The 14,284-nt window shown below is 65.1% G+C and carries 13 protein-coding genes; 5 read left to right on the top strand and 8 right to left on the bottom strand.

All coding sequences use genetic code 11. From position 1 onward, the window contains the following. Nucleotides 1-78: 78 nt before the first annotated feature. Nucleotides 79-741 carry a GMP/IMP nucleotidase gene (gene yrfG, locus NMG10_RS25385; RefSeq protein ID WP_254465342.1) on the bottom strand — a complete coding sequence of 221 codons (663 nt, stop codon included), beginning with the start codon at nt 739-741 and terminating at the stop codon, nt 79-81. Nucleotides 742-805: 64 nt separating this feature from the next. Here yrfG and nudE point away from each other — a divergent pair, with 64 nt between their 5' ends. Both nudE and cysQ read left to right on the top strand, forming a co-directional pair. After that, a complete protein-coding gene (gene nudE / locus NMG10_RS25380) occupies nt 806-1,372 on the top strand; it encodes an ADP compounds hydrolase NudE (RefSeq protein WP_254465341.1) in 567 nt (188 codons plus the stop codon). Further along, nucleotides 1,369-2,202, top strand: coding sequence for a 3'(2'),5'-bisphosphate nucleotidase CysQ (gene cysQ / locus NMG10_RS25375; protein WP_254465340.1), 834 nt, complete (start codon nt 1,369-1,371; stop codon nt 2,200-2,202). Before nudE ends, cysQ begins: the two co-directional genes overlap by 4 nt. A 105-nt stretch (nt 2,203-2,307) precedes the next feature. Here the strand turns inward: cysQ and NMG10_RS25370 are convergent, their stop codons facing one another. From NMG10_RS25370 to rfbB, 7 genes are read right to left on the bottom strand one after another with little or no spacing between them, the layout of a single operon-like run. Continuing rightward, nucleotides 2,308-2,763 (bottom strand): YiiD C-terminal domain-containing protein, encoded by a 456-nt coding sequence (locus NMG10_RS25370; protein ID WP_203648777.1) that lies wholly within the window; start codon nt 2,761-2,763, stop codon nt 2,308-2,310. Next, entirely contained in the window at nt 2,760-4,166 is a 1,407-nt protein-coding gene (locus NMG10_RS25365) for a sigma-54 dependent transcriptional regulator (protein ID WP_203648775.1), read from the bottom strand. Before NMG10_RS25365 ends, NMG10_RS25370 begins: the two co-directional genes overlap by 4 nt. Then, on the bottom strand, nt 4,163-5,977 hold the full coding sequence (locus NMG10_RS25360) for an ATP-binding protein (protein WP_232854834.1): 1,815 nt from the start codon (nt 5,975-5,977) through the stop codon (nt 4,163-4,165). Before NMG10_RS25360 ends, NMG10_RS25365 begins: the two co-directional genes overlap by 4 nt. A gap of 39 nt (nt 5,978-6,016) precedes the next feature. Then, a complete protein-coding gene (gene rfbD / locus NMG10_RS25355; protein ID WP_254465339.1) occupies nt 6,017-6,877 on the bottom strand; it encodes a dTDP-4-dehydrorhamnose reductase in 861 nt (286 codons plus the stop codon). Continuing rightward, nucleotides 6,874-7,419, bottom strand: a complete 546-nt coding sequence (gene rfbC / locus NMG10_RS25350) for a dTDP-4-dehydrorhamnose 3,5-epimerase (protein ID WP_186712097.1) — start codon at nt 7,417-7,419, stop codon at nt 6,874-6,876. Before rfbC ends, rfbD begins: the two co-directional genes overlap by 4 nt. After that, nucleotides 7,416-8,291 (bottom strand): glucose-1-phosphate thymidylyltransferase RfbA, encoded by an 876-nt coding sequence (gene rfbA, locus NMG10_RS25345; RefSeq protein ID WP_203648764.1) that lies wholly within the window; start codon nt 8,289-8,291, stop codon nt 7,416-7,418. Before rfbA ends, rfbC begins: the two co-directional genes overlap by 4 nt. Then, complete coding sequence (gene rfbB / locus NMG10_RS25340; RefSeq protein ID WP_203648756.1) at nt 8,288-9,370, bottom strand: dTDP-glucose 4,6-dehydratase; 1,083 nt, start codon at nt 9,368-9,370, stop codon at nt 8,288-8,290. The genes rfbA and rfbB overlap by 4 nt, the downstream gene beginning before the upstream one ends. 187 nt (nt 9,371-9,557) lie before the next feature. Between rfbB and NMG10_RS25335 the strand changes: the two genes are divergently transcribed. The 3 genes from NMG10_RS25335 to NMG10_RS25325 all read left to right on the top strand — a co-directional run bounded on the left by NMG10_RS25335 (nt 9,558) and on the right by NMG10_RS25325 (nt 14,191). Further along, nucleotides 9,558-12,458, top strand: coding sequence for an aminotransferase (locus NMG10_RS25335; protein WP_254465338.1), 2,901 nt, complete (start codon nt 9,558-9,560; stop codon nt 12,456-12,458). Between the two features lie 244 nt (nt 12,459-12,702). Continuing rightward, complete coding sequence (gene aguA / locus NMG10_RS25330) at nt 12,703-13,809, top strand: agmatine deiminase (RefSeq protein ID WP_254465337.1); 1,107 nt, start codon at nt 12,703-12,705, stop codon at nt 13,807-13,809. Nucleotides 13,810-13,993: 184 nt separating this feature from the next. Further along, complete coding sequence (locus NMG10_RS25325) at nt 13,994-14,191, top strand: hypothetical protein (RefSeq protein WP_232854837.1); 198 nt, start codon at nt 13,994-13,996, stop codon at nt 14,189-14,191. Nucleotides 14,192-14,284 lie beyond the last annotated feature (93 nt).

Below are 14,284 nucleotides of genomic sequence, written 5' to 3'. Positions count from 1 at the left end.
AACCCGCTCCCACAGGTACTGCACCACATTCAAGGACTGTGCAACTCCTGTGGGAGCGGGTTTACCCGCGAGAGGCCCTCACAGGCCAACCAGTAACTCCCGGTAATCCTCGACCGCCGCAAACTCCTGGGTATCCCGAGGCTCCGCCCGACTATCCGGCTGGCGCACCGCCAGCAGATGCCCCACCCCGTACCGCCGGGCACTGCGCAGAATCGCCAGGGTGTCGTCGATGAACAGGCTGCGCGCCGGTTCGAAGCCGATATCCGCGTGCAACGCGTCCCAGAACTGCGGGCTCTCTTTCGGATATCCATAGTCATGCGAACTGATCAGCCGTTCGAAGTACGGCGCCAGTTCCACCCGCTCCAGTTTCAGCGACAGCGAATCGCGGTGCGCATTGGTGATCATCACCACCCGCTTGCCCGCCTTGCGCACGGCCGCGAGAAAGGTGTCGGCATCCGGCTTGAGGGCAATAAGGTCGGCGATCTCCTGTTTCAGCTCGCGGATCGGCAGACGCAGCTCGCGGCTCCAGAAGTCCAGGCAGTACCAGTTGAGCGTCCCGGCATGCTGTTCGAACAGCGGGCGCAGCTCAAGCTCGGCCATGGCTCGGCTCACGCCATGCAACTCGGCGTAGCGCTGGGGCAGGTGGTCCAGCCAGAAGCGGTTGTCGTAGTGCAGGTCGAGCAGGGTACCGTCCATGTCCAGCAGGACGGTATCGATGGCGGACCAGGGAAGAACGGGCATGGGAAATTCTCGATCAGTCGGCAAGCCACGGTATAGTAACCCGTTCACGCCAAGGAGCCGCCCCATGCGCCAGAAACCCACCGTCCTCAGCCGCGAGATCGTCGCCAGCAGCCGCCTGTTCCGGGTCGAGGCCGTGCAGTTGCGCTTTTCCAACGGCACCGAGCGCACCTACGAGCGATTGGTCGGTCGTGGCAACGGTTATGGCGCGGTGATGATCGTGGCCATGCTCGATGCCGAGCACGCGCTGCTGGTCGAGGAATACTGCGGCGGCACTGATGAATACGAGCTGTCCTTGCCCAAGGGCCTGATCGAGCCGGGCGAGGACGTGCTGGCTGCCGCCGACCGGGAGCTCAAGGAAGAGGCCGGGTTCGGCGCACGCCAGCTGGAGCACCTGACCGAGCTGTCGCTGTCGCCCGGCTACATGAGCCAGAAGATCCAGGTGGTGCTGGCCTCGGACCTGTACGAAGAACGCCTGGAGGGTGACGAGCCCGAGCCGATGCGGGTCGACAAGGTCAACCTGCGCGAGCTTTCGGCGTTGGCCATGCACCCGCAGTTTACCGAAGGACGGGCGCTGGCGGCGTTGTACCTGGCCCGTGACCTGCTGATCCAGCGTGGGGTGCTGAGCGTATGAGCGATCGGCTATTGATGCAGGACGTGGTGAATCTCGCCCGTTCGGCCGGCGAGGCGATCCTGCCGTTCTGGCGCGCCGATGTGGCCGTGACCAGCAAGGCCGACGATTCGCCGGTGACCGCTGCCGACCTAGCGGCTCATCGGGTGATCGTGGATGGGTTGCAGGCGCTGGCACCGCAGATCCCGGTGCTGTCCGAGGAAGATTGCGAGATTCCGCTGGCCACCCGCCAAGGCTGGCAGCGCTGGTGGCTGGTCGATCCGCTGGATGGCACCAAGGAGTTCATTGCCGGTAGCGAAGAGTTCACTGTCAATATCGCGCTCATCGAGAACGGCGAGGTGGTGTTCGGGGTGGTGGCGATGCCGACCAATGGCCGCTGTTATTTCGGCGGGCGCAACCTGGGGGCCTGGCGTGTGGAGCGTGATGGTGCCGAGCAGCCGATCCAGGTACGTAACGCGCCGGCGCAGGGGGCGAAGTTTACCGTCGTCGCCAGCCGCCGGCATTCCAGCCCGCAGCAGGAGGCCCTGCTGGCCGGGTTGAGTGGTGCGGTGGGTGAGCTGGAGCTGGCCAATATCGGCAGTTCGCTGAAGTTCTGCCTGCTGGCTGAAGGCACTGCTGACTGTTATCCGAGGTTGGCGCCGACCTCGCAGTGGGATACGGCGGCTGCCCAGGGCGTGCTGGAAGGGGCCGGGGGTGAGGTGATCGGGCTGGATGGATTGCCGTTCCGGTATCCGGCGCGGGAGTCGTTGCTCAATCCGTTTTTCCTGGCGTTGCCCAAGGCTGCCGGCTGGCGGCAGGCGTTGGTTGAGCTGGCGGGTGCTATCCGGGCTTGAGATAGCCGGGGCTGCTTTGCAGCCCATCGCGGCACAAGGCCGCTCCTACAGGGGATCACGTTTCCCTGTAGGAGCGGCCTTGTGCCGCGAAGGGCCTCCAAGCTTTCAGCGATGCAACACGTACTGCCCGCTGAACCTCACCGCAGGCTCGTCGCTACCCTCGTTGCTCACCACCGTCTCCAACGTCAGCCGCGCCCGCCCGCGACGCTGGTACATCGTCAGGAACCGCTCCCAGGTCTTCTCGTCCGGCGCCGGGCACTGTGCCACCGCCGTACCGGTAACCGGCAGCGGATAACTGATCTGCCCTTCCTGGATGACGATATGCCCGTCATCGATCCCCAGCTCGCGCAGGCGCAGGTGTAGCCAGCCCCAGCCCACCAACACCGCGCCGCAGTACAGGCTGCCGCCGAACATGGTGCTCTTGTGGTTGACGTTGGGGGCCAGCGGCAGCTTCAGGCGCAGACAGTGCCGCTGCCAATCGATGACTTCCATCCCCATCTCGCGGGTCAGGGGAATATCACTGTGCAACACGGATTGCAGGTACTGGCTGTCGGTGCTCATGGACGGTTGTCCTCCTGGTCGTCGTGCCCGCCGCCGCCGTCGAAGCTCAGGCCATGCTTGCGCAGCTTGTCGTGCAGGGTCTTGCGCGGGATGCCGAGGGCTTCGGCGAGGCTGCGCATCGAGTTGTGCGGTTGGCCCAGCTCGGCGGCGATCAGCGAGCGTTCGAACTGCTCGACCTGCTCGCTGAGGTTGCCGGTTGGCACGGGCACCTGGATGTCATGGGTCGCCGCGGGCGCCTGGCCATCGAGGGCCAGCTCAAGGCCCAGGGCGAAGCGTTCGGCGGCGTTCTGCAGTTCGCGCACGTTGCCCGGCCAATCGTGGCGCAGCAGCACGGCGCGCTGCGCCGGTTGCAGGCTGTGGGGCGGCAGGCCGTGGCGCTCGCTGGCGGCGTCGGCGAAGTGCTGGAACAGCACGAGGATGTCATCGCCGCGCTCGCGCAACGCGGGAATACGCAGCGGCGCGACGTTGAGGCGGTAGTACAGGTCGGCGCGGAAGCGGCCCTGGTCGGCAGACTGGCGCAGGTCTTCCTTGGTCGCGGCAATGATGCGGATATCCAGCGGGATCAGCTGGTTGCCGCCCAGGCGTTCGACAACCCGTTCCTGCAGCAGGCGCAGCAGCTTGACCTGTACATCCAGGCTCATGCTCTCGATCTCGTCGAGGAACAGTGTGCCGCCGTTGGCGAACTCGAACTTGCCGATCCGGCGTTTCTGCGCCCCGGTGAAAGCCCCGGGCTCGTGGCCGAACAGCTCGCTCTCGACCACGGACTCGGCCAGGGCGCCGGCGTTGATCGCCACGAACGGGCCGTCGCGGCGGCTCGACAAGTCGTGCAGGGCACGGGCCACCACCTCTTTGCCCGCACCGGTCTCACCGAGGATCAGCACATCGGCGCGGGTCCCGGCGAGAGCGCCGATCTGCTCGCGCAGGCGCTGCATGCCCGGCGACTGGCCGACCAGGCGCGTGGCCAGCTGCTGGCGGTCGCTCAGGGCCAGGCGCAGGCTGCGGTTGTCCAGCACCAGGCGGCGCAGGGCCAGGGCACGGCGCACGCTGTCGAGCAGGGCGTCGCTGGCGAAGGGCTTTTCGAGGAAGTCGTAGGCGCCGGCGCGCATTGCCTGCACCGCCAGCGGCACATCGCCGTGGCCGGTGATCAGCAGTACCGGCAGCTCGTTGTCGCGGGCATGCAGTTGTTCCAGCAGTTGCAGGCCATCGATGCCGGGCATGCGGATATCGCTGACCACCACCCCTGGCCAGTCTTCCTCGATGCGCCCGGCCAGGCCCTGGGCGTCGGCCAGAGCCACGACCTTGAGCCCGGCCAGGTCCAGGGTCTGGCTCAGGGCCTGGCGCAGGTGCGGGTCGTCGTCGACCAGGAGCACCTGGGCGTGGCTGTCGATCAGTGTCTCGGTCATGCCGAGGTGTCCTCCGAAGATTGCAGGTTGGCGCCGGGCTTGGCCACACGCAGTTTCAGCGTCAGCAGGGCACCGCCTTCCGGGTGGTTGCCCAGCAGCAGCTCGCCGCCCAGCGCATGCATCAGGCTTTCACAGATGGCCAGGCCCAGGCCCAGGCCCTGGGTGCGGGTCTTGGTGGTGAAGAACGGTTCCTTGGCGTGCTCCAGGGCCTGGCGGCTGAAGCCGGGGCCATTGTCGCGGATGTACAGGTAGACGCAGTCATCCTGGCGTTCGGCACTCAGCCACAGCCTGCGTGGGTTGGCTTTCTCGGTGAGGGCATCGAGGGCGTTGGCCAGCAGGTTGCCCAGCACCTGGCGCAGGCGGGTCTCGCCGGCCTGCACCCACAGGGTAGCCTCGGGCAGGTCGCGCACCAGTTCCACGGCCATGGCCCGGCGGCGCTTGGCCAGCAGCGCGAGGGCGTCGTCCAGGGCCGGTTGCAGGGCCACGCTTTCCGGGGCGTGCTGGTCGCGGCGGGCGAAGGCGCGCAGGTGGGCGATGATCGAGGCCATGCGCCCGGTCAGCTCGCCGATCAGCTTGAGGTTGCCGCGCACGTCCTCGGTGCGCTGATGATCAAGCAGGATCTCGGCGTTCTCGGCGTAGCTGCGGATGGCCGCCAGCGGCTGGTTCAGCTCGTGGCTGATGCTGGCCGACATGGTGCCGAGCACCGACAGCTTGCCGGCCTGGACCAGTTCGTCCTGGGCGCGCACCAGCTCTTGCTGGGCGCTTTCGCGCTCGAGCACCGCGCTCTTGAGTCGGGTGTTGAGGCCTTCGAGGTCGGCGGTGCGTTCGATCACGCGGTTTTCCAGCTCCTGGCGGGCACGGGCCTCGAAATCGATACGGTCGATGTAGTGGCGACGGCGCTGCATCACCAGGCCGGCTAGGAGCATGGTCACCAGCAGCGCGCCGCCGCCGATGGCCATGACCGTCTGCACCGAGCGGTCGACCAGCAGGCGCGGGGCGAGGATGCTCACCTGCCAGCCGGTTTCCTTGATGTCGCGGGTCTGGATCAGCCAGGCGGCCTGGTCGAGGGTCAGCGGTTGCGGCGCCTGGGTCGGGTAGGGCTGGATGGCGACGATGGCCTGGCGCTCGGCCGCGGTCAGCTCGCGGGTGGCGCGAAAGCGCCAGTCCGGGCGCGAGGTGAGCACCACCACGCCGTTCTGGTCGGTCAGCAGCAGTTGTTCCGGAGTGCGGCCCCAGAGGGTCTCGGTGTGATCGAGATCGACCTTGACCACCAGCACGCCGATCACCTTGTCGCGGTCGTGCACGGCGGCGGCGAAGAAGTAGCCGCGCTTGGCCGAGGTGGTGCCTTGGCCGAAGAAGCGCCCCAGGCGGCCCTCCATTGCTTCGATGAAGTAGGGGCGGAACGAGAAGTTGCGGCCGACGAAGCTGTCCTGCTTGTCCCAGTTGGAGGCGGCCAGGGTGTTGCCGCTGACATCCATCAGGTACATCACCTCGGCGCCGGTCTGCTGGGTGATGTGCTTGAGCAGGCGGTTGGCGTTGGTCACCGCCTCGAGGCGCAACGGGTCGGCCAGCACGCTGCGCAGCGCCGGCAGGTCGCCGAGGATCTGCGGCAGGGTTTCATAGCGGTGCAGGGTGCCCAGCAGGTTGGCGACGTAGAGGTCGAGGGTCTGGCGGTTCTGCGAAGCCAGTTCGTCCTGATAGTAGCGCTCGGCCAGGTGGTGCAGCGGCCACAGCAGCGGGGCCAGGCACAGCGCCAGCAGGGCCAGGCTGCGCCAGCGGGGGCGGCGGGGAGGCGTGGGTCTTGGGATCATTGCGATAATGGCGCCAGTAGGATCTGGCGCAATTATGCGCTACTTGAGGCAGTCGATGAGTGCATCGTGCCAGTGTGGCTGGCTGACCTGCCATTCGCGGGCCAGGCGCGAACAGTCCAGGCGCGAGTTGAGCGGTCGCTTTGCCGGTGTCGGGTATTCGCTGGAAGGGATCGGCAGCAATTCGGCGCAGGGCAGGCCACGGATCTTGAGCTGTTCGCCGATGGCCTGGGCGAAGCCGAACCAGGAGGTTTCACCCTGGGCGGTCAGGTGGTAGGTGCCCCAGGCGCCGGCCTGGCCGTTCTGCCAGCGCTCGATCAATGCACGCGTACTGGCTGCAATTGTGGCTGCCCAGGTCGGGGCGCCGATCTGGTCGTCCACCACTTTCAGTTGGGCGCGTTCCTGAAGCAGGCGCTGCATGGTCAGCAGGAAATTGCGCCCATGCAGCGAATAGACCCAGCTGGTGCGCAGGATCAGGTGTTCTGCGCCTGCTGCGCGGATCGCCTGTTCTCCGGCCAGCTTGCTGCGTCCGTAGATTCCCAGGGGGTTGGGCGCGTCGTCCTCGTCGTATGGCGTGGCCTTGCTGCCGTCGAAGACATAGTCGGTGGAGTAGTGGATCAGTGGCACGCCAAGGCGTGCGGCTTCCTCGGCCACTATTCCTGGCGCCTCGGCATTGATGGCGAAGGCCAGTTCCGGCTCGTTCTCTGCCTGATCCACCGCAGTGTGTGCCGCCGCATTGATGATCAGGTCGGGGGGCTGTCGGCGCAGTGGTTCGCGCAGCTGTTCCGGTCGGGCCATGTCGAACTGGTCGCGGCCAACCAGGCACACCTCGCCCAGTCCGGCCAGGGCGCCCTGCAACGCCTGGGCAACCTGGCCATTGTGGCCGCAGACAAGGATTTTCACGGGAACAGCTCCGCATCCTTGAACAATTTGCCGGCCTGGTCCTTGGCGGACAGGATCGGTGCTTCCAGCAGGCCCCAGTCGATCGCCAGCTGAGGGTCATCCCAGCGGATGCAGCGTTCGGCGCTCGGGGTGTAGTAATCGGTGGTTTTATAGAGGAAGTCGGCCGACTCGCTCAGCACCAGGAAGCCATGGGCAAATCCTGGTGGTATCCAGAATTGACGGTGCTCCACGGCGCTCAGTCGCGTCGCGACCCACTTTCCACAGGTAGGTGAGCTTTGCCGCAGGTCCACGGCGACGTCGAGGACCTCGCCCTGCATGACCCGCACCAGTTTCCCCTGGGGATTGTCGATCTGGTAGTGCAGGCCGCGCAACACGCCCTTTTGCGAGCGTGAGTGGTTGTCCTGCACGAAGTTCACGTCAACGCCAGCCTTGTCGGCAAAATCCCGTGCGTTGAAGCTTTCGAAGAAGAAGCCACGGCTATCACCAAAAATCTTCGGTTCGATGATCAGAACATCCGGGATGGCCGTGGCGATGATATTCATGGGGTCTCTTCTATCAATTTACTGAGGTACTGTCCGTACCCCGTCTTCTTAAGTTCTTCGGCCTTCTTCTGCAATTCTTGACGGCTGATCCAGCCTTTCTGATAGGCGATCTCTTCCAGGCACGCGATTTTCAATCCCTGCAGGTGCTCGATGGTCCGCACATACTGGGAAGCTTCCAGGAGGCTGTCGTGGGTGCCGGTGTCGAGCCATGCAAGGCCGCGCCCCAGGCGCTCCACGCGCAGGTCGCCACGTTCCAGGTAGGCGTTGTTGATGTCGGTGATCTCCAGTTCGCCGCGTGGGGAGGGCTTGACTCCCTTGGCAATCTTCACCACATCGTTGTCGTAGAAGTACAGGCCGGTAACGGCGTAGCTGGACCTTGGCTTGGCTGGCTTTTCTTCGATCGACAAGGCCCGGCCATTGCCGTCGAACTCGACCACGCCGAAGCGCTCGGGGTCCTTGACCCAGTAGCCGAACACCGTGGCGCCGGCCTGGTGCTTGACCGCGCGCTGGAGCTGTTCGCTGAAGCCCTGGCCATGGAAGATGTTGTCGCCCAGGATCAGGCATACCGAGTCGTTGCCGATGAACTCCTCGCCAATCAGGAAGGCCTGGGCCAGGCCGTCGGGTGACGGTTGCTCGGCATAGCTGAGGTTGATGCCGAACTGGCTGCCGTCACCGAACAGCTGGCGGTACTGCGGAAGGTCGGCGGGCGTGGAGATCAGGAGGATATCGCGGATACCCGCCAGCATCAGGACAGAGACCGGATAGTAGATCATCGGTTTGTCGTAGATGGGCAGCAGCTGCTTGGAGGTGGCCAGTGTGATCGGGTGCAGGCGAGTGCCGGAGCCGCCGGCGAGGATGATGCCCTTGGTCATGCGATCGAATCCTTGTAATCGTTGTTGCCCAGTCGTTCACGCTGATAGCTGCCATCCTGGACATGGCGGCACCATTCAAGGTTGTCCAGGTACCACTGGACGGTCTTGCGCAGGCCTGTCTCGAAGGTTTCCTCGGGAACCCAGCCCAGTTCGCGCTCGATCTTGCTGGCGTCGATGGCATAGCGCTGGTCGTGGCCCGGGCGATCCTTGACGAAGGTGATCAGGTCAGCGTAGTTCGCAATTCCTGCAGGGTGTTGCGGAGCCAGCTCCTCGAGCAGGGCACAGATGCCACGCACCACATCGATGTTCTTCTGCTCGTTGTGGCCACCGATGTTGTAGGTCTCGCCGACCTCGCCTTCGCTCACCACCTTGAACAGTGCGCGGGCGTGATCCTCGACGAACAACCAGTCACGCACTTGCAGGCCATCGCCATAGACCGGCAGCGGCTTGCCTTCGAGGGCGTTGAGAATGACCAGTGGAATGAGCTTCTCGGGGAAGTGGAACGGCCCATAGTTGTTGGAGCAGTTGGTCAGCAGCACCGGCAACCCGTAGGTACGGTGCCAGGCGCGGACCAGGTGGTCGGAGGCCGCTTTGCTCGCCGAATAGGGCGAGCTGGGGGCGTAGGGCGTGGTTTCGGTGAACAGGTCGTCGACCCCGTGAAGGTCACCGTAGACCTCGTCGGTGGAAATGTGATGGAAGCGGAAAGCCTTGCGCTCCTCGTCGTCCAGCGTGTTCCAGTAACCCCGGGCAGCCTCCAGCAGGCTGTAGGTGCCGACGATGTTGGTCTGGATGAAGTCCGAAGGACCGTCGATGGAGCGATCCACATGCGATTCCGCCGCCAGGTGCATGATGGCGTGTGGCTGGAACCGGGCGAGCACAGCACTGACGGCGGCCTGGTCGACGATATCGACCTGGGCGAACTCATAGCGCGAATTGCTGGCGATGCTCGACAGTGATTCCAGGTTGCCTGCATAGGTCAGCTTGTCGAGATTGAGGACTTCATGCTCGGTATTGCTGATGAGGTGGCGTACCAGGGCCGATCCGATGAAACCGGCTCCCCCGGTAATGAGAATACGCATGTCGGATTCCCTTTCCTTCCAATAATGACGGTGGCTAACGGGCTCACAGCTTGTCGGCTGACAAGGCGGGAGGCAAGTTGAATGCGCCGGGTTGCATGTCCAGCGCGACGAAACGCCAATTGTACGCTGCCAGCTTGCCAATTTGCCTGCCTGGTGGCGTCATACAAGAAAAACGAGGTTTTTCGCCATGCCGCTTTCCACCCTGATCCAGCGCTCCAGCTTGCCCGCTCCTTCGCTCAGCGAGGCCCGGGCCCATGCCTTGCTGCGGGCGCATTACGATCTGGAGGGAGACCTGCAGTCGCTGGGCAGCCAGCAGGACCTGAACTTCCAGGTCGATGGCCGCGATGCGCGTTATGTGCTCAAGGTCTGTCACGGCAGCTACGCCAAGGTTGAACTGGAAGCCCAGCATGCCGCGTTGGGTCATTTGCGCGAACGCGCATTGCCGGTACCTGCGGTCCGACGGGCCATCGACGGCGAGGATCTGCTGGCGCTGGATATCGATGGCCAGGCTCTACGCGTGCGTTTGCTCGATTTTATCGACGGTCAGCCGCTGACCCGCCTCAAGCACATGGCCCCGCGGTTGATGGCCGGGATGGGGGCGCTCTGTGCCAAGGTCGACAGGGCCTTGGCCGATTTCGATCACCCAGGGCTGGAGCGCACCCTGCAGTGGGACCCGCGGCACGCTCAAGCGCTGATCCAGTACCTGTTGCCGGTGTTACAGGATGCCCGACGTCGCGAGCAGGTGGCACAGGTCGCCGAGCTCGCAGCCACTCGCCTGCAACCGCTGGTCGAGCAGTTACCGGTCCAGGCCGTGCACCTGGACATCACCGACGACAATGTGGTCTGGGCCCGCGACGACCAGCGGCAGTGGCAGGTGCAGGGCGTCATCGACTTCGGCGACTTGCTGCGTACCTGGCGCATCGCCGACCTGTCGGTGACCTGCGCGGCCCTGCTGCACCACGCCGAGGGCGACCCGTTGCGCATCCTGCCAGCGGTCAGCGCCTATCACGCGGCGAACCCGTTGCAGGAGGTTGAGCTGCGCGCCTTGTGGCCGCTGGTGCTGAACCGCGCCGCGGTGCTGGTGCTCAGTAGCGAGCAGCAGCTGGCGATCGACCCGGACAACCAGTACACCCGCGACAACATTGCCCATGAGTGGGAGATCTTCGACACTGCCTGCGCCGTACCCGCCGCGCTGATGGAGGCGGCGATCCTGCAGGCGGCGGGCCAGGTGCCCGTGACGCCGGACATGAGCGCTTGCGCCGCGTTGCTGCCGAGTCTTGCCGGGCAGCCGGTCGCCCGGGTCGACCTGGGCGTGCTCAGCCCCCTCTGCGAGGCGGGCAATTGGGAGCAGCCGGGCTTCGACCAGCGCCTGCTCGCCGCCCAGCCGGGCCCGGCGTGCAGCCTCCATGGGCAGTACCGCCTGTCGCAAACCCATATCGATCGGCCCGAAGAGCCGGCCACCTGTGCCCTGGGCGTGGAGCTGAGCCTGCTGCCCGGCAGCGCGCTGCAAGCACCCGAGGCCGGTATCTGGCAGCGCACCGGGGATGGTCGTGGCTGCCTGCGAACCGCACACTGGAGCCTGTGGCTCGCTGGCCTGGAAGAGACGCCGGCCGATGGCCAGGCGCTGCTCAAGGGGCAGGCGCTGGGCGCGACCTGTGGCTTCCTCAGCGTGCAGCTGTGCCTGGATGTCGATACCCGCCCACCGTTCTTCGCCACACCGTCCCACGCATCCGCCTGGCTGGCCCTGTGCCCGTCACCGCGCTCCCTGCTGGGCTTTGACTGCGACGCCGAGCCGCTGGCCGACCCGCAGGCGCTGCTGGCCCGTCGCGATGCCAGCTTCGCCCGCTCGCAGAAGCATTACTACGCCCAGCCGCCACATATCGAGCGCGGCTGGCGCAACTACCTGATCGACATGCAGGGCCGCTCGTACCTCGACATGCTCAACAACGTCGCGGTGCTTGGCCATGGCCATCCGCGCATGGTCGCCGAGTCGGCGCGCCAGTGGTCGCTGCTCAACACCAACTCGCGCTTCCACTACGCGGCCATCGCCGAGTTCTCCGAGCGCTTGCTGGAAGTGGCCCCGGAAGGCTTTGACCGGGTGTTCCTGGTCAACAGCGGCACCGAGGCCAACGACCTAGCGATCCGCCTGGCCTGGGCCTACAGCGGCGGGCGCGACCTGCTCAGCGTGCTGGAGGCCTACCACGGCTGGTCGGTGGCCACCGACGCGATCTCCACCTCCATCGCCGACAACCCCCAGGCTCTGGAGACCCGTCCGGACTGGGTGCATCCGGTGGAGGCGCCGAACACCTTCCGTGGCCGCTACCGGGGCGCCGACAGCGCCGCCGACTACCTGCGTGATGTCGATGCCAAGCTGGCCGACCTCGACGCCCGTGGCCGCCAGCTGGCCGGCATGATCTGCGAGCCGGTGTACGGTAACGCCGGGGGCATCTCGTTGCCGCCGGGCTACCTGCGTGAGGCCTATGCCAAGGTGCGCCAGCGCGGCGGGGTGTGCATCGCCGACGAGGTGCAGGTCGGCTATGGGCGCCTGGGCGAGTATTTCTGGGGTTTCGAGGAGCAGGGCGTGGTGCCGGACATCATCACCATGGCCAAGGGCATGGGCAACGGCCAGCCGTTGGGCGCGGTGATCACCCGGCGCGAGATCGCCGAGGCACTGGAGGCCGAGGGCTATTTCTTCTCCTCGGCCGGAGGCAGCCCGGTCAGTTGCTGCATCGGCATGGCGGTGCTGGATGTGATGCGCGACGAAGGGCTGTGGGACAACGCCCGTGACGTCGGCCGCCACTTCAAGGCACGCCTGCAGGCATTGGTCGATAAATATCCGCTGGCCGGCGCCGCCCACGGTTCCGGGTTCTACCTGGGGCTGGAACTGGTGCGCGACCGCCAGACCCTGGAGCCGGCGACCGAGGAGACCATGATCCTGTGCGATCGCCTGCGCGACCTGGGGATCTTCATGCAGCCGACCGGCGACTACCTGAACATCCTCAAGATCAAACCGCCGATGTGCACCACGCGGGCGAGCGTGGACTACTTTGTCGACAGCGTGGAGCGGATCCTGGGTGAAGGTTTGTGATATCGATTTTTATCGGATTTTGTGCGTCGTTTATACGAAAACGGTCTTGTCGATAACTTCTAAAGTCGATATTTATCGTTTATAAATGTCCGCTTTACCGTAGCCGGGACCGCGATGCGGTCCTTTCGCGGCACAAGGCCGCTCCTACAGGTCCCACACATTTTCTTTGTAGGAGCGGCCTTGTGCCGCGAAAGGCGCGCGCAGCGGGCCCTGGACCACCGACAGTTGCCATCAGAGGCCATCGATGAAAACGCTCAACTCGACTCCCCGCGCCGACGGTTTCCATATGCCCGCCGAGTGGGCCCCCCAGACCCAGGTGTGGATGGTCTGGCCGGAGCGCCCGGACAACTGGCGCCTGGGTGGCAAGCCGGCGCAGGCCGCGCACGTGACTCTGGCCAAGGCCATCGCCCGTTTCGAGCCGGTCACCGTGGCGGTGTCCGCCGGCCAGTACGCCAACGCCCGTCGCCAGCTCGACCTGCCCAACATCCGCGTGGTCGAGATCAGCAACGATGACGCCTGGGTGCGCGACACCGGGCCGACCTTCGTCATCAACGACCATGGCGAAGTGCGTGGCGTGGACTGGGGCTTCAACGCCTGGGGTGGCTTCGACGGTGGCTTGTACGCACCGTGGAACCGCGACGAGGAGCTGGCCGCCAAGGTCATGGAGATGGAGCGCGTGCAGCGCTACCACACCGAAGGTTTCGTGCTCGAGGGCGGTTCGATCCACGTCGACGGCGAAGGCACCCTGATCACCACCGAGGAGTGCCTGCTCAACCGCAACCGCAACCCGCACCTGAACCGCGAGCAGATCGAGGACATCCTGCGCGAGCACCTGGCGGTCGAGACCATCGTCTGGCTGCCGGACGGCCTGTACAACGACGAGACCGATGGCCACGTCGACAACTTCTGCTGTTACGTCAGCCCCGGCGAAGTGTTACTGGCCTGGACCGATGATTCCAATGACCCCAACTATGCACGCTGCCATGCCGCCTACGAGGTGCTGAAAAACACCCGTGACGCCAAAGGGCGCGAGTTCGTGGTGCACAAGATGCCGATCCCGGGGCCGCTGTATGCCACCCAGGCAGAATGCGACGGCGTCGATCATGTGGTGGGCAGCCAGGAGCGTGACCCGTCGGTGCGTCTGGCCGGTTCCTACGTGAACTTCCTGATCGTCAACGGCGGCATCATCGCCCCGAGCTTCGACGACCCGGCCGATGCCCAGGCCCGGGCGATCCTGGCCAAGGTCTTCCCGGATCACGAAGTGGTGATGATCCCGGGGCGCGAGCTGCTGCTGGGCGGTGGCAACATCCACTGCCTGACCCAGCAGCAGCCGGCACCGGTAAAACGTTGATCGGCCAATGAGTGAAAAACCCGTCGGATGACGGGTTTTTTTATGCTCGCGATAGTCGGTCGGGCGGCATGGCACAGCAATTGTATTGATTTTTCCTCGTGCTTCAGGGGAATGGACCTACGCCATTCTGTAACGCGCCTGAAGTACCTTAGCCGCTCACTAGGCCCGGGGAGTACGTGAGGAAATGAACGCAGCAAGTGAGTCGGCTTTGCCCCCAGCGGCAGCCAGCCACCGATCGCTCAGAATCCTGGCTCAGTGGTTGAAACGTCATGGAGACAATCGGGTCAGGACGACCGACCCACGACGCCTGCTGGATGGGCGATACCCTCAAGGCCTGATCAGCGAGGAAGAGCTCGAAGCTCTGCTGGCTGTCTGGCATTGATCGGGAAGGAACCCGTCGCAGAAAAAAACGCCACCGCATCTGCGGTGGCGTTTTCGTTTGTGAGGCGTGCAGCAGAAGTACGCATCCCCTGTG

Source organism: Pseudomonas sp. DVZ6, assembly GCF_024259445.1.
GTDB classification, from domain to species: domain Bacteria; phylum Pseudomonadota; class Gammaproteobacteria; order Pseudomonadales; family Pseudomonadaceae; genus Aquipseudomonas; species Aquipseudomonas peradeniyensis.
Note: the sequence above shows the minus strand (reverse complement) of the source record. Positions and strands in the feature narration are given on the sequence as shown.